The sequence below is a fragment of the Vibrio sp. Y20_XG_PY13 genome (genome assembly GCF_024181925.1).
Taxonomy (GTDB): domain Bacteria; phylum Pseudomonadota; class Gammaproteobacteria; order Enterobacterales; family Vibrionaceae; genus Vibrio; species Vibrio parahaemolyticus.
Window position 1 is genome coordinate 1 of the sequence record NZ_JAMZAL010000023.1, and the last position, 15283, is coordinate 15283.

A 15283-nucleotide genomic window follows, 5' to 3' on the forward strand; every position below is an offset into this window, starting at 1 on the left:
GTTGACCACTGCATAAACAATAAAGATCAGTAGAGGTAAATAAATCGCGTGCATAATAAATCCTTTTAAAATAAACACAGTGAGAACGTTACAACTTGCTTTACCTTAGCACATAACGCCCTGTTAAGGTGTGAGCAACGCAATACCAAAGCTCCCGCATACCACCTTAAACACTAAACGCAACGCATAGTAAAAGTGCCAAGCGTTGCGAATCACTCTTAAACAGTTTGTTATACATTTACTTGCCGAAACTGACTCTAATTACGTTGCTATCTTCAATTTCATATTTTTGTTCAAGTTTCCACTTAGGGTTTTGTAACCAATTAATCCCAGTTTCAATGGAAAAACCGACTCCACAGTGACTCACAACGCTAGCAGATACATTTAAACCCATAACTTGCGAACCGCTATGGGAAAAATCAATGTTAGTGCCACCAATCGCAAAATTGATCTCGACGACAGTAAGGGGAAAATTAAAGTCACTAGTATCTGCGATTGCATACTTTGCTTTTAGTTTTTCTGCTGTTGCCACTTCAAAAAAGCGAAGATAAAGGTAATCACCGTTGCTATATCTAACCTCGAGTTCCTTGCCTTGTGGTGGTGAACGGAGGTCTGTGGGAGAACCTATGTTCTCCCATGAATTTTCATCGATTATCAGTCTTTCTTCGGGCATAAGGCTCAACATGTTAACGCTTAATCGTTGGTAGCCATCAGAATCACGCTTAAAAGAAACAAGTTTATGACCATCTATTTGAACTGGCACAGGTGTTTCATAATATAGATTTCCTCCTACAACGGACAGCATATCCTGACGAAGCCATTCGAGGTTACCTTTTACATATTTGGAGTTAACCTTATTCTTTTTAAAAGCATGCAATTGCTCGTTTGTATATGCACTACCATCAGCTTTCTTATGATGCTGAGCGCAGAGTGCAATCATGCCATGAGGGTCGTTATGAGGCTTTATGTGTACAGGCGGATCAAAGTGGTGATATTCCAAATATGGATTTCCACAATTTCTTACCGGACACCCAAAACCAACTTCTTCTCTCAATACTTCTTTAACTTTTTTAGGAATTGATGTTCTTTTTGCCACTATATCACCTAAATGTATAACGCCCAATTAAGGGGTGAGTAACGCAACACCGATGTCGCTGCAAACCGCCTTAATCACTAAAGTTAACGCATAGCAAAAATGCCACGCGTTACGAATCCCTCTTGAATTGTTTGTTAGTACGCTGCCCTTAAAGCCTTTGGCACATGCCAAGGCATTGAAATATAACACGAAACTTTAGGCTTAAAACACTGAAGCTAGACTGAAAACTAACTTCAAGATGTAAGTTGGCTAGAAGAAAAACATGCCTAACTGCCCTATTTCACCGTTTTCAAATTAGCAAAGGATTCGGGCTTCTAACCTGAACAGCAGCGACAAATAACCGCATTTTTACCTAAAATTTCTCTTCACCAAAGAAATAACACTAGAGAAATAGCCCGAAAGTTAGAAACCGTAAACGATGAAATCAAAGCGAAAACTGAACATCTAGTGCCACCGGAGCGAACGAGAGAGGCAAATTTTATCAGGTGTAAAGATAGGGAAAGAAACCAATAAACACAGAAACTTTTAACCTTTTATGCCAATACAGTACTAACGCCGCATTAAGGGGTGAACAACGCAAACCACCCTACCTAAACCATTGTGCCGTAGACACTAAAGTTAATTCAAACCAAAACTGCCAAGCGTTGTGAATCCCTCTTGAATGCTTTGTTAGTTGCCAAACCTAAAGCTTTGATTTGACGTTAATTGCCGCTTTGCCAACACTGTATTTGCGTATTTTGGAAAACTCAAATCAGGCGCAGTTTCCAAGCGCCTGTCACTGAAACCACTTGGAACATACAACGCCGTAGAAAACGAGCTAACAACACCAAAAAGCGCCTTTGGACAAACAATGTTACAGAGCTAACTTTCAACATATAAATCGGCTTCTGAAATAGAGAATACAACCACAAAAGAAACCAACGCACGATTTTACAAACCCAAATAACTAGAAATTGAAATACGAAAAACGAGTCAAAAACACACGGACCTTAGCCCTAAATATTTTGTTTTAGCTGCGTTTTTCTCGTTGGCAACTAACGCCCTGTTAAGGTGTGAGCAACGCAATACCGAAGCTCCCGCATACCACTTTAAACACTAAACGCAACGCATAGTAAAAATGCCACGCGTTGCGAATCACTCTTAAACAGTTTGTTATATTTTTATAGGTACAGACCATCTTCTTCAATTAGCGGTACTGAACTATAGTCATACTTGACTTGCTCAATTCGAGCCACTTCGTTGTCGTCACTACAGAAATCAAGTATTGAGTAGTTAAAAAACACTAAGTTTTTTCCGTTTCCAACGGTACTACTAAACACAATTCCGTCAAATCCTAGTTGGCGAATACAGTCAGCTATGAGCTGTGTAATTGAATAGTGCTGTCTTTCAGATGGTGGAACGACTTTATTAATCAAAATCGTCAAGGTATGAAATGGAATGAACTGATCAAGTAATTCATCGCTAAAGCCAAAGTGTCCGAGTAGTGATTTAGACAAATCAAACAAACGAACTTCTCTTCGTAAAACAAACTTTCCGGTTGATACTAAGTCCCCTGGGTGTGGTCTTACTTCTGAGATCGCTGTATATTTATCTGTGGCACAGTACATAAATGAAACACCGGGTCTGTTAATACGACCGGAGCTAGCATACTGAGGAGGTGGGGCTCCAATCTTTCCTTGACTATATGGCTCAAAATGTAGCTCAGTTTCATAGCCAGCATCGTAGCTTCTTTTTTGATCTTCTACACCGATCCTCGCTCTATAAAAAGCATCATCCTTTGAATACTTGGTCGTTGCGACACTTGCATAATTATTGATAATTGCTTTTAGATCGCTTTCTACGTCGAAGTAGTTTTCATTTTTTAAGCGTGAAGACAAAGCCATGATGTCATGATCTAGTGACGAGTTAAGTGAGGCTAATGGCATATTTTGAAAACCACCGCTATAACCAGAAAATAAGCTTACACCTTTATCATATTCTTCATATACCTCGCCTTGAGTAACACCCAATACAAGATTATCATATACTTCTTCTGAAGCGGCTCTTGTTTGGTCAAAGAAAAGGTTTGATTCACCGTAGAATAGGTCCTCAAGTTCATCTCCCCCCATATGACGATTGTATTCCCACTCTGAAAAATTAAATCTTATTACAGATTTTACTTGTTGAAAGAATTCATTACTTTCGTAATCTACCACCTTGGTATTATCAATTTCACAGACACTACAAGTACCGTTTACACTATTATCACTTACAAACTTCTGTAAGTTTTTATCTTTTACGCATTCTATACATACAAAATGCATCAATTAATCTCCCAAAAATATAACGCCGCGTTAAGGGGTGCAGGCACGCAATACAAAAGCTACTGCAATGCACCGAAAACACGAAACTTAACGCAAACTAAAAATGCCACGCGTGCCAAATCCCTCTTAAACGCTTTGTTATACGCTCGAACCTTTAAGCCAAAATTCTACGACAAGCCCTACTTTGAAACCATGATTTTTATGTGCTTTGATGCACTTAAATCAGGCTTAGACTTGCAGCGACTTGCCACTGAAACCACTTGGAACAAACCGCGCCGCAGAAAACGAACAGACAACACCAATAAGCGCTTTTGGAAAGACAATCTCACAATGAGGACTTTCAACAAACTCTCTGAAACCACGTGAACTCACCACACCAGAAAAAGCGGCTTTTCAGCAAACAAATCCGCTTTTAGAAAGCCAAATTCACAGAGCAGTATCTAAGCGAAAAACGCAGCCTGGACTGCCCCAAACAATCAGCGCCAAAAAAGAAAACCAACGATAAACGGCAGGCCAAAACTGAGCTAAGAACCAAGGAAAATTAAGATTGAAACCGGAATATCTCGACGCCCAAACACCGGGAATCAACGCTGAAAATAGCGTTTTTTAACCTGAATTTTCAGGCTTTCTTCATATAGCGTATAACGCCCTGTTAAGGTGTGAGCAACGCAAAACCGAAGCCACCTCACACCACCTTAAACACTAAACGCAACGCATAGTAAAAATGCCACGCGTTGCGAATCACTCTTAAACAGATTGTTAAGCCGCAATTTTATCGCTGTCAATTTCTCTTGGAAGAACTTCCGCTAAACAATTTACAGAGGCTTCAAACTTTTCCGCTGGCCCTCGAGTTGATAATTGAATTAGCTCATTAAGACCTGATTGGCTTGTGAATGACAGTTCCTGATATAGGCAAATTGGTAGCTCATGGTTATCTTTAAACCTGCGGTCTGGTCCACCGGACTTGTTTACGTATTTCCACGTTTTACCAACGATCAATGCATCAGCAGGAACTGACTCTTCTTCGATAAATTTTTTATCTCCGACCATCACAACCAAATCTTGGTAACTCACAGCTCCGACACCTGTAGTGTCATAGACCAACACACGGTCAGGAAAGAAATGTAATGTTTGACGACCTACTGCAATAGAAACTGTCTTCACATTTGTTTTTAATCGAGGCGGTTCAGAGATCATAATCGATGTCAGCTTTCGATCTATAAGATTGCTTGCACCTGCATGATATTTTTTATCCAGGACTTTGCCTGAGGCTGATATATGCCAGCATTTATTAGCTTTTGCCATTTGTTCTGCTGCCGAAAATAGCTTGTCATAAGCAAGTTCCATTTCGGAGTCAAAGTCATAGAAAAGTACTGTTGTCTTAGCTAACGTGTCTCTCGTATAACAAACCCAAGTAGAAACACCCCCCAACACAGCAGTCAAAGCTACAACCCATTTAGGGAGTTCGGCATTATGAATTCCAAAAACAACAGCGAAAAATAGAATAAAAATAAAAGGCCATGAACTAGACTTTTTCTGTTTCTCATTCAGCTCCTTTAGCAGCTCAGCTGAAGAAGAGTCTACTATCTGCGAAACATGCGCTGACTCAATTTCTTTCAGTGGTTCGTGAGTCGGTGCTTCGAAGGACTCTTGATAGTTGGGCTGAATAGTGTCGTCGACAATTCGTTCCTGAGAACCAATCGGAATAGTCGAACGATAATAAATACCATTTGCTCCAATACGGACATAGTTACCTCTTGGACCAGTTCCGACTCTCAGACCTTTAACACCAGCTGAAACGCCAAATCCAGATTTTGACAAATTGAAACGAAATGGACCAACGCTGATACTTTTTCTTATGTAGAGTCCCATATCTTCTCCGAACTTAAATTGACACTCTTGCGGCTTAACGCCCAATTAAGGGGTGAACAACGCCTCCACCTAAACGTAAAGCATTGTGCTATAAACACTAAAACTGAAGTAGAAGCAAAAGTGCCAAGCGTTGTGAATCCCTCTTAAATTGCTTGTTATGCGTAATTTTTGACGTACTTTGTCATTGCTGTTTCCGAGACTGACAAACCGTCGATTCTATATTGATCTTTGAACTCTCCAACAACGTCGAACCCTGCTTTTAGGTAGAGGTTCTTTGCTGGGAAATTCTCTGATAATACACAAAGATCAAGCCAGTCAATTTCGGCTTTTTCTTGGCAGAAATTTATAACCGCATCAATGAGCCGTTGACCAATACCTTGCTTCCTGCAGGAAACATCTACGCCCATACCAAGTAGAACGCGATGAGAACGGCTTTCATCACCGTGGTGGCGAAGATCAATGTGACCTTTGATACTTCCAGAGGTGTCTTTTACAACCCAGAGCTTTCTCCAACCTAAATCGCCAAAGTGATGGGAAAAGCCTTTGATAAACTTATCTTTTGTTGCTTCTGGAATTTCACTTTGCTCTCTGGATATTGGCTGGAAAAGAGGAACTTCTCCATTCCCATTTTCAGACAGCTGATTTTCAAGATACGCAAAGAACGAATCTAAATCCGATTTTTCTGCTTCTACTACTTCCATCTAATACTCCGTAGTCCATCGATTACGCATAACGCCCTGTTAAGGTGTGAGCAACGCAATACCGAAGCCGCCGCATACCACCTTAAACACCAAACACAACGCATAGTAAAAATGCCACGCGTTGCGAATCACTCTTAAACAGTTTGTTATAAGCCATTTGTCGCTGTAAACCAATTGCTTATGGTAAAATACTCATGTTCATCGCATATTACTTGGTTTGTTACATGGCTGATTTAACCACACTAGAAAAGAAGAAATTAGAACGCTACTTCGGTATGGAGAGCGGGTACTTTAGTAATTTTTCCAATAACTCTCTAGAGCTATTCGTTGCGGAGCACTTAAGCATCGAGATCTATGACGAAAAGTACAACCTTGGGTCTGGTTCAAAAGCGAACAGAGTAAGAGCCTTGTGGCAACTAGAAAGCAACGATGTCATTGCGAAATTTCTCACAGCAGTCATGGAACAGGATGACTTTGATAAAGATAATTCTTACTCATACACTGGCAATACCAATGAGACTTTGAAACAAGAGTGCTTGGAAATTATTGCGAGACTCCAAGGAACCACACTGCAACCGCAACCGCAACCGCAACCGCAACCGCAACCGCAACCGCAACCGCAACCGCAACCGCAACCGCAACCGCAACCGCAACCGCAAAATTCGATCACTGAACCAACACAAGCGCAAGTATTTAATTGGTCAACACCTCCGATGAAAAAGAAAGTATTCATAGTTCATGGTCACGATGAGCTAACTAAAGAAAAAGTAGCTAGATTTATTTCCCAAGTAGGCTTAGAGCCAATTATCTTGCATGAACAAGTTAGTGGCAGCCAAACGATCATTGAAAAAATTGAACGTTACGCTGACCAAGTCTGCTTTGCTATCGTACTGTACACTCCTTGTGATAGAGGCGCGAAAGCCAGTGAAAGAACACCTATGTTCCGAGCTAGGCAGAATGTCGTATTTGAGCATGGATATTTCATCGCTAAGCTGGGACGAAGCAAAGTTACAGCTATCGTGAAAGGTAATATAGAGCTACCAAATGACTTTAGCGGAGTGGTATACGTTCCGTTCGATGAGAGTGAAGCGTGGAAACTATCACTAGCTCGTGAAATGAAAGGGGCTGGGTGCGAAATCGACCTCGCAGCCCTAGTTTAATATGCTTAAAGCCAGTGGAGCTAACTACTGGCTTATAACGCCGCGTTAAGGGGCGCAGGCACGCAATACAAAAGTGACCGCATAACACCTTAACCACTAAACCCAAGGCAAATTGAAAATGCCACGCGTGCCAAGTCCCTCTTAAACGCTTTGTTATGCCGTTACTTTTTGTTTTAAGTGAACTTCTACCGCTTTTGAACCATCGGAAAGTATGAAAAAGTCTGAATCAAAACGTTGAACCACATTAAAGCCTAGTGCCTTAAAAACAGCGACATTACCTGTTTGCTCAACACACCAAACCGAGACTGAGTTAATACGCTTAAACTGTGTAACAACGAAATCGACGAGCTTTCTAGCTACACCTTTTTGGCGAAAACTTGGTGCAACTGCTAGCGAGCTAAGCTGTAATTCTGAACCAACCTGTTTAGCTTCAACTACTCCAACTAAAACCTCATCAACATGGAAACCAAAACAACTCCACTCACTTTTAGCGCTGTTTTTATTGCTAACTGCGAGCTCAGTTGGCCTGTAAACTTGACGAAGTTCGTCGAAGCAACGCTCTGACAGTTCAACCACAGATTTTTCATTTACATCAAGCTGCTTAATCATCAATTTCACCTTAGGCATAACGCCCAGTTAAGGGGTGAACAACGCAATACCGAAGCCGCTGCATACCGCCTTAAACACTAAAACCAACGCATAGTAAAAATGCCACGCGTTGTGAATCCCTCTTGAACTGTTTGTTAGGCTAATTTGACGCTCGCTATTCGCCAGTAGCCTACAAGAACGGCCAATACCACCCATTGCGTTAAATACCATAGATAATACGATGCTTGGCTATCAATTAAGTAAAAATAAATTATTAGTCCGAAACTCGTGAACACCGAAAAGACATATAGAAACCATAGCGCTACACAAATATTATTGTTGAACTCAGAAAGCTTCTCTCCCCGATCTATACCTGAGAGAAATATAAGCCCAAAACCAATAATGCTACCTACTCCAAGCTGGAAAAATGAAAGCGGAACCAAAACCCAAAGTGACATCTTTATCTCCCTGATTAGCCTAACGCCGCATTAAGGTGTGAGCGACGCTTGGCTATACTTGAGCGAAGCGAAACTGCCAAGCGTTGCGAATCACTCTTAAATGCTTTGTTAGCGCTATAAACTGCCAGCACTGCCGACTATAAAGTATATAATTTTGAACCAAACATCAGCACAATTTCTTTGAAATTTCCGCGACTAATAGAGCCTCTAACCTCTTTGAGCACTTCATCAACCACAAGAGCCTCATTTTGATATGTATATTCAGATTGCACTACTACCAGCAACAAACGTTCATCATCGTAATTTTTGTTATGCTTTTTTTCAATTGAAAGGATTATACGACCAGCTAATGAGTCAATCTCTTTCTTTAAGTGTGCTAACACTTTTAAAGGTAAAACGCTAACTCCATCACTTTGGGTTGCGGTTTGGTATAAGTAGTCATGTTTGGGAGCACCCAATGTGATTTCTATGATTAACTCTTTTTGTTTATCAATAATCTTGGCGTCATAGTTTTCGTCTTGAACACCTAATTTTATATAAGCCTCTCCTGATATTTTTCTAGCCCTAATAAATTCCAGCAATGGAACAAACTCTTCTCTCAAGTACTTGTTACTACGAAATTTATTAGAAAAGTAACCATCCGGTGCAAAACGATAAATCAGATCTTCTGTTGAATTTAAAACCATATAGTCATTAATAATATTCACAAATTCAATTACTTTAACTGGCTCATCAAATGCCGACATATCAAAATCACTCTTGTTATATGTCTTAGTCTTTGGAGGGTTATATGTTAAGTTAACCTCTCTTTCAAATGATACAACCAAATCAATGTAGACCTTCATCAGATCCGGATCTAAAATATTATTAAACCCCTCCCTATGATTATTCAAAAAGCATTCATCCTTAAAATAAAAGTACTTCCTGAATATAACGATCAAATTATCTATCAAAATATCACTCAGTTTATCCCTTCTATCAGGGTTCTCTTGAATAAAGCTGAATCCCCATAGGAAGAAATCTTCAACGTGAATAACTTCGTATTCGTAAACATAAACTTTTACGTCAAACTCTTTATTGAATTCACTTAAAAATTTGTTGATTTCGCCGTTAAACAGGCGGTATTTTTCCCAACCTAAAATACAATATGGCGAGCCTTGTAAAAAGGGAAAAAAGGAATGAGACTGCTTTCCTTCTTTTTGTTTAACTTCATTAATAAGTTCCATAACATCAAACATTTATTTACTCCATGATTCCGAGTTTTATTTTAGTGTGCTTATGCCTCAAGATAGTGCTAACGCCGCGTTAAGGGGTGAATGCCGCCAAAACCAGCTTTCCGCAGACCACTTTCACCACCAAAACTCACCGCATACCAAAAATGCCACGCGGCATGAATCCCACTTGAACGCCTTGTTATGTTTAAGACTCAAAGGGTTAAGTTTTACGATACCAAGAGCTTAACTCGACTTACCTTTGCATACCAAAACCATAGGCTAAAAAACTGAATTAACTCATAAAACTGATTGAATTTGCATTGGGTATTAACGTGAGAACCGAAAGTTGAAGCTCTAACTTTGAAACTGAGTAAGCTGCACTCACCTCACCAAGGCACTGAATTTCAATGAGGCACTCTTGGAATTTTTAGCGCCCAAGAATAGATGTCCAGAAAACAGCGATCAACGATGTTAACTTGCCGACAAGGGAAAAACTTGAAAGCTGCGTTAACAAAAAAGAGTGCAACCAACTGATTTTACGTGATTAAACATAACGCCGCGTTAAGGGGTGAACAACGCGATGCCACCCAACTTAAACTATTGTGCCATAAACACAAAAGCTAGACTTTGAACCAAAACTGCCAAGCGTTGAGAATCCCTCTTGAACGCTTTGTTATGTGCGTAGCCCGAATCATTTACCTTTTGCTTTTGCATATGAGTTGTAACCTTTCGGTTCCGTAACTTTAGATTCAGGCTGAGATGGTTCAAAACGCTTATGTTTATACTTACTTTCTACTGCGTTGGGGAACTGCTTAGCTTTCTGAGACCAACCTCGTTCAAAGTCATTGTATTCTTGACTACCCATTTCGAATGGATTGTCACAGTACTTTGAATAAAATCCTTGCCGATATGCATAAGAACGACCAACCATATTGATATTCCTTTCTTATTTGCCAATGAAGCACATAACGCCCAATTAAGGTGTGAGGCACGCAATGCCTAAGCTTCCGCATACCACCTTAACCACTAAACCTGACGCATGGTAAAAATGCCACGCGTGCCGAATCACTCTTAAATTGTTTGTTAAGCATCTTTTTTCCTTTGAGCCATGATTTTATCGGGGTTATTAGGAGTATTTCGGGCTTGGTAGATAGTGTCGCATGAGGCACAAATTCGCTGAACACCTTTTGAGTGAAGATGAATAAGCTTACTTTCCGATTCCCAACAATGCGAGCAATAAGGGGAGCCTGTTGCCTTTCCAGAGTCATTCAATGAATAGTAAGCATCGCCAAAACGAATGACCTTATCTTTTAGCATTAGCATATTTTTCAGGTCTTGGATTTCCTTGTCTTTCTCTAGAACTAACTCTTGGATCTCGGCGGCCGATATTTTGGTATCAGCTAAAGCACTAATTAACTCTGCCATTTGTAGCTTAAGCTCGGCTCTTTCTATCGATACATCAATATCCTTTAAAGTCTTAGCGATCTCAGTCGCTGTTTTAATACCAGTTAATACTGTAGCTACCGAAGCCAAATCTGCCATATATCCTCCATATTTACGCGTTGATGCTTAACGCCCAATTAAGGTGTGAACCACGCTACCACGACACTTAAATTGGACGCCGTAAACACTGAACTAAGCCCAAACCAAGAATGCCAAGCGTGGTGAATCACTCTTAAATTGTTTGTTATGTTTAAAGCCAGACAAGCCCACTATATGTTTTTTTGCTAAGGGACTCTAGTCTGCTTTGAAGTGAGCCAGAATGTATTTCTAATCTATGTCCATCAGGATCAAGGATATAGAGTGACTGCCCTTCACTCCTGTTCTCTTTCCAAACTTTGACACCTAATGAAGTTACGCGCTTAGCGAAGACTTCAAATTCGCTAGGTTCGATATCGAAAGCAATATGGGTATAGTCACTTTTAGGGCAAGGTTCATCGAGGGAAAGACAAAACCAAAGCTCTCCAACAGATAAATAAACCCCATTATCCCACTTAACATGAGCAGTAAACCCTAGAATATCTCGATAGAAGCCAAGAGAGCGCTCTAAATCACAGACTGCAATGGTTATATGATTAAGACCCGAGATCACCGTTTTCTCCATTAAACATAACGCCGCGTTAAGTAGTGAGCAACGCGACCACCTAACCTAAACCAATGAACCGTAAACACAAAACCCAACGATGGAATGAAAAATGCCATGCGTTGGGAATCTGTCTTAAACGCTTTGTTATATTTGTAGTTCTCGACGAACATAGGTTTAACCTACAGTGCTATTAACAAAACTCTGCTAGGTCTTCCTCGTCAAGATAGTAGTTTGGAATTTCGTCATTTGGATCATATTCTGATGCCACACTTTCAGCTGCTCTATGAATATTATCCATGTTTTCTAAATAATTGTTTATCGCTGACTCTCTATCATCATCGGTTTCAAAGTAGTCATTCAGCGTACTAGCTAACACCCGAAAAACGTATCGATCTCCATCTAATTCACCGACAAACTCAATCGAACGAGGATTGATCTTGTATTCGTAGTCTTCAAACTCAAATGTCCATTCATTCATATTCGTACTCCTTGATCGAATCAAAACGAAGATGAATGTAGTACCATAAAATCGAAAATTAAGTATGAGCAGTTGATCACGAACAGACAAATAAGTGCAGGATTTCAATACAAATATAACGCCCTGTTAAGGTGTGAGCAACGCAATACCGAACCTACCGCATACCACCTTAAACACTAAACTTAACGCATAGTAAAAATGCCACGCGTTGCGAATCACTCTTAAACAGTTTGTTAGCCCACATCTCACCGCTAGTACTAGAACCAATTGCTAATAAAGTTCTGAACGAACACCGAACCTGATGGAGTGAATGTCCAAACAAATGCTCCAATATTTACGAATATCGTCAGCCACAAAATCGATTTAAATGGCTGTTTTTTCGACTTATGACGAAGTTGATTTTGAGCACATAATGCCCCCATCCAACCACCGAGTAACGATAAAAGATGAAGCGTATTTTCTGGTGTCCGCCATTTGCCGTTTTGAGCGGCATTTTTATCTATTGCGTACATTACGTAGGTTACAATGGACATCAGGATATAAGCTGCAATGAACAGCTTCTCACCACCTAATATGAACACAGCTGTACTCGCTAAAACTAAGTAAACAATGCTAAACATGATTGTTGAAGGTACCGAGCCGGAACCTAGAATTGTTACATTAGTGGCGTTGTAACGCCCTTTTTTGTCTTCGTTAACTTCAAATTTAACTTTATCATCGACCTTAGGGCGTCGACCTTTACTCTGAACCGTTGATATATGGAGAAAAACTCTTAATTCACCATTTAATGCCGAAATGAATCCATAACCTTTTGAGTCATTCCACTCTATAACTTTACCTTTGATCATCGAACTCTACTTTTTATTTCTCTCTTGTGGGCTAACGCTGCGTTAAGGGGTGAATGCCGCACAAACCAACCTTCCGCAGACCACTTTCACCACAAAAACCAACCGCATACCAAAAATGCCACGCGGCATGAATCCCACTTAAACGCCTTGTTATGCTTAAGCTTCAATGGGTTACGTTTTTCTGGAAACAAGATTAACTCGGTTTTGATTCACAAACAAAAGTCAAAACGTAGAAAACCGAAATGACTCATAGTTTTGAAAATCGGACTTTGGAATTTGGCGGCTAAAACTCAAAAAGCTAAGATCAAATTGCTGATTGAGCCAGCCACCCTAACCTCGCGCTTAACTGAGAATTGATTGAGGCAACTCTCTGACTTTCCAACGCCAAAGAATAAGTGTCCGAAAAACAGCGCTCACAAAAGTAAACTTGCCGACAAGCACCAAACAGATAAGCCAAGGGAGCAAAGAAAAACCATAAGCCACTGATTTTATTTGATTAAGCATAACGCCCTGTTAAGGTGTGAGCAACGCAATACCGAAGCTACTGCATACCACCTTAAACACTGAACGCAACGCATAGTAAAAATGCCACGCGTTGCGAATCACTCTTAAACAGTTTGTTATGTGAATTTTTACAGACGTATTGTGCGAACTGGGTTGCTATTGTTCCATGTTACGAATTTAGCCAACTCATCGGAATCAATATGGCAAGGATCCCTGAAATAGATATTAATTCGTCCTTCAAGCTCTTCATGTGGCTCAACATCAACAATACTCCCTATTAAAGCAACACCTTTGGCATTCGTTAGTACCACAAAAGAAGAATCTCTAGCATTACTAATACTGGCTTTAAAACCATGAGCTCTAAGCTTAAATGTGCTTTCTTGAATACTATTTTTTTCTGTCAGGTCATCATTTAGCCGTACAACAACACAATTTTTATTACGCTCACCAAAAATAGGCTTCGCTAGTCGACGTTCAACCTCTGCCAACAAAGGCTCTTTCCTTATTTTATTCACTCTTTTTCCTTTTCTACAATTTCCATTTTGGGTAGGAATTACCAAATTCACATAACGCCTTGTTAAGGGGTGAAGCACGCAACACCGATGCTACCGCATACCGCCTTAATCACTAAAACCAACGCATAGTAAAAATGCCACGCGTGCTGAATCCCTCTTGAACAATTTGTTAGCCCGATACCCGACTAGTACATATAACCTAACCAGTCTATATGACCAACTGCCCAAGTTTTACCGCTAATCGGTTTAACATACAAATCATCAACTTGATCAACTGCAACACCGTAATTCTTATGTTCATGTATTCGCAACCAAGAGCTTAAAGAACTAAGACGAAGATAACCATTAGCCGTATAAAAAGCATCTAAATCGGAGATTAAAATTATAAAGTCAACGTCTTTGCTTGAGGCATACTCGCTCAGTTGAGACAACATGACAGTGCCAATACCATTTCTTTGAGATGATTGTTCAACACAAAAGTCACTAACGCCCAATACTTTATAAATTTCATCGCCGACGCTGACAACTCTGTAGTCCAGTCCCATGTAACCAACCAGTTGATCATCTCTGTACTTTAAAGCTCTAATATGCGGGAGTTGCTTATAGTACGAACGAGTTACTTGATGTTTAGGAAACGACTTGTTTCTGAGGACTTCAATTGAGTTATGCTGCTCTTTAGATAACTCTATTTCTGGGTAAATATCCATATTTGACCTTTGAGGGCTAACGCCCTGTTAAGGGGTGAGCAGCGCAATACCGAAGTCGCCGCATACCACCTAAAACACTAAAACCAACGCATAGTGAAAATGCCACGCGTTGCGAATCCCTCTTGAACAGTTTGTTAGGTGCGTAGCCAAAGTTGGTAAAAGTCTGTTTCATCGTGCTTGGGGTTCTTGCACACAAACTCCCAACCATGGCGCTTATAGAATGTGAGAGCTCGATGGTTAGTTCGACTTACTGAAAGTACAGCACGCAAACAACCCGCTTTACTCAAAGTGCTTACAATATAATCCTGCACTTTTGGAGCGAGTCCTGAACCACGAAAACTCGGCTTTAAGTAAATGAGATGCACATAGCCAGTTTCCGGCTCGGGAGAAAAGCTGCGAAACTCTAACTGCCCTGCAAACTGACCATCCACAAATATATGGATATAGAACCATCCTGATGTTTCTAGCCGGTCTAAGACGCGTTCACGATAACCACTGATGAAGTCGTCGAAACCATCGTAATGCCCAAAACTACAAAAGTACGCATCTTTTCTCGCAGCAACGCATAATTCGAAATCACCAATGTTTATCTGCCGAAAAGCAATTTCCATACTTACCTTTTCCTTCAAGCACCTAACGCCTTGTTAAGGTGTGAGGCACGCAATACCGAGGTTTCCGCATACCGCCTTAACCACTAAACTTAACGCATAGTAAAAATGCCACGCGTGCCGAATCACTCTTGAACAATTTGTT

The 15283-nt window shown here is 40.4% G+C and carries 17 protein-coding genes and 1 pseudogene; 1 reads left to right on the plus strand and 17 read right to left on the minus strand.

Annotated features, from left to right (window positions below; genetic code table 11):
- Positions 1–238 precede the first annotated feature (238 nt).
- From NL646_RS22860 to NL646_RS22890, 5 genes and pseudogenes are all read right to left on the minus strand, one after another.
- Positions 239–1096, minus strand: coding sequence for an HNH endonuclease signature motif containing protein (locus NL646_RS22860; RefSeq protein WP_102388251.1), 858 nt, complete (start codon positions 1094–1096; stop codon positions 239–241).
- A 1160-nt stretch (positions 1097–2256) separates the two neighbouring features.
- Complete coding sequence (locus NL646_RS22875) at positions 2257–3399, minus strand: RES family NAD+ phosphorylase (protein ID WP_253664728.1); 1143 nt, start codon at positions 3397–3399, stop codon at positions 2257–2259.
- Positions 3400–4158: 759 nt separating this feature from the next.
- On the minus strand, positions 4159–5271 hold the full coding sequence (locus NL646_RS22880) for a DUF4236 domain-containing protein (RefSeq protein ID WP_069486237.1): 1113 nt from the start codon (positions 5269–5271) through the stop codon (positions 4159–4161).
- A gap of 155 nt (positions 5272–5426) precedes the next feature.
- Positions 5427–5972, minus strand: a complete 546-nt coding sequence (locus NL646_RS22885) for a GNAT family N-acetyltransferase (RefSeq protein WP_253664729.1) — start codon at positions 5970–5972, stop codon at positions 5427–5429.
- Between the two features lie 39 nt (positions 5973–6011).
- A pseudogene (locus tag NL646_RS22890) lies at positions 6012–6129 on the minus strand (DUF3265 domain-containing protein).
- Between the two features lie 67 nt (positions 6130–6196).
- On the opposite strand from NL646_RS22890, the gene NL646_RS22895 reads away from it, so the two are divergent.
- Positions 6197–7132 (plus strand): TIR domain-containing protein, encoded by a 936-nt coding sequence (locus tag NL646_RS22895; protein WP_253664730.1) that lies wholly within the window; start codon positions 6197–6199, stop codon positions 7130–7132.
- Between the two features lie 153 nt (positions 7133–7285).
- Here the strand turns inward: NL646_RS22895 and NL646_RS22905 are convergent, their stop codons facing one another.
- The 12 genes from NL646_RS22905 to NL646_RS22990 form a co-directional block, all read right to left on the minus strand.
- A complete protein-coding gene (locus NL646_RS22905; protein ID WP_024701707.1) occupies positions 7286–7741 on the minus strand; it encodes a GNAT family N-acetyltransferase in 456 nt (151 codons plus the stop codon).
- A 574-nt stretch (positions 7742–8315) separates the two neighbouring features.
- Positions 8316–9416 (minus strand): hypothetical protein, encoded by a 1101-nt coding sequence (locus tag NL646_RS22915; protein ID WP_253664731.1) that lies wholly within the window; start codon positions 9414–9416, stop codon positions 8316–8318.
- Between the two features lie 56 nt (positions 9417–9472).
- Complete coding sequence (locus tag NL646_RS22920) at positions 9473–9595, minus strand: DUF3265 domain-containing protein (RefSeq protein WP_253664737.1); 123 nt, start codon at positions 9593–9595, stop codon at positions 9473–9475.
- Positions 9596–10083: 488 nt separating this feature from the next.
- Positions 10084–10323, minus strand: a complete 240-nt coding sequence (locus NL646_RS22925; protein WP_025527333.1) for a hypothetical protein — start codon at positions 10321–10323, stop codon at positions 10084–10086.
- Between the two features lie 152 nt (positions 10324–10475).
- Positions 10476–10934: a hypothetical protein gene (locus tag NL646_RS22935; RefSeq protein WP_025523497.1), complete on the minus strand. Its 459-nt coding sequence runs from the start codon at positions 10932–10934 to the stop codon at positions 10476–10478.
- A 151-nt stretch (positions 10935–11085) separates the two neighbouring features.
- Entirely contained in the window at positions 11086–11484 is a 399-nt protein-coding gene (gene fos, locus NL646_RS22940; protein ID WP_253664732.1) for a FosG/FosC2-related fosfomycin resistance glutathione transferase, read from the minus strand.
- A gap of 184 nt (positions 11485–11668) precedes the next feature.
- Entirely contained in the window at positions 11669–11956 is a 288-nt protein-coding gene (locus tag NL646_RS22945) for a hypothetical protein (RefSeq protein WP_253664733.1), read from the minus strand.
- A 257-nt stretch (positions 11957–12213) separates the two neighbouring features.
- Positions 12214–12804 (minus strand): cold shock and DUF1294 domain-containing protein, encoded by a 591-nt coding sequence (locus tag NL646_RS22955; protein ID WP_253664734.1) that lies wholly within the window; start codon positions 12802–12804, stop codon positions 12214–12216.
- A gap of 31 nt (positions 12805–12835) precedes the next feature.
- Positions 12836–12958 carry a DUF3265 domain-containing protein gene (locus NL646_RS22960; RefSeq protein WP_131070144.1) on the minus strand — a complete coding sequence of 41 codons (123 nt, stop codon included), beginning with the start codon at positions 12956–12958 and terminating at the stop codon, positions 12836–12838.
- 478 nt (positions 12959–13436) lie between these two features.
- Complete coding sequence (locus tag NL646_RS22970; RefSeq protein ID WP_001033833.1) at positions 13437–13823, minus strand: hypothetical protein; 387 nt, start codon at positions 13821–13823, stop codon at positions 13437–13439.
- A gap of 185 nt (positions 13824–14008) precedes the next feature.
- Positions 14009–14530 carry a GNAT family N-acetyltransferase gene (locus NL646_RS22980; protein WP_253664735.1) on the minus strand — a complete coding sequence of 174 codons (522 nt, stop codon included), beginning with the start codon at positions 14528–14530 and terminating at the stop codon, positions 14009–14011.
- A 134-nt stretch (positions 14531–14664) separates the two neighbouring features.
- Positions 14665–15141, minus strand: coding sequence for a GNAT family N-acetyltransferase (locus tag NL646_RS22990; RefSeq protein WP_058965621.1), 477 nt, complete (start codon positions 15139–15141; stop codon positions 14665–14667).
- Between the last annotated feature and the right edge of the window lie 142 nt (positions 15142–15283).

Excerpts from the sequence above, each read along its gene's own strand:
- NL646_RS22875 (WP_253664728.1), bottom strand. The coding sequence starts at position 3,399 with ATGCATTTTGTATGTATAGAATGCGTAAAAGATAAAAACTTACAGAAG.
- NL646_RS22880 (WP_069486237.1), bottom strand. The coding sequence starts at position 5,271 with ATGGGACTCTACATAAGAAAAAGTATCAGCGTTGGTCCATTTCGTTTC.
- NL646_RS22885 (WP_253664729.1), bottom strand. The coding sequence starts at position 5,972 with ATGGAAGTAGTAGAAGCAGAAAAATCGGATTTAGATTCGTTCTTTGCG.
- NL646_RS22895 (WP_253664730.1), top strand. The coding sequence starts at position 6,197 with ATGGCTGATTTAACCACACTAGAAAAGAAGAAATTAGAACGCTACTTC.
- NL646_RS22905 (WP_024701707.1), bottom strand. The coding sequence starts at position 7,741 with ATGATTAAGCAGCTTGATGTAAATGAAAAATCTGTGGTTGAACTGTCA.
- NL646_RS22915 (WP_253664731.1), bottom strand. The coding sequence starts at position 9,416 with ATGTTTGATGTTATGGAACTTATTAATGAAGTTAAACAAAAAGAAGGA.
- NL646_RS22925 (WP_025527333.1), bottom strand. The coding sequence starts at position 10,323 with ATGGTTGGTCGTTCTTATGCATATCGGCAAGGATTTTATTCAAAGTAC.
- NL646_RS22935 (WP_025523497.1), bottom strand. The coding sequence starts at position 10,934 with ATGGCAGATTTGGCTTCGGTAGCTACAGTATTAACTGGTATTAAAACA.
- NL646_RS22945 (WP_253664733.1), bottom strand. The coding sequence starts at position 11,956 with ATGAATGAATGGACATTTGAGTTTGAAGACTACGAATACAAGATCAAT.
- NL646_RS22955 (WP_253664734.1), bottom strand. The coding sequence starts at position 12,804 with ATGATCAAAGGTAAAGTTATAGAGTGGAATGACTCAAAAGGTTATGGA.
- NL646_RS22980 (WP_253664735.1), bottom strand. The coding sequence starts at position 14,530 with ATGGATATTTACCCAGAAATAGAGTTATCTAAAGAGCAGCATAACTCA.
- NL646_RS22990 (WP_058965621.1), bottom strand. The coding sequence starts at position 15,141 with ATGGAAATTGCTTTTCGGCAGATAAACATTGGTGATTTCGAATTATGC.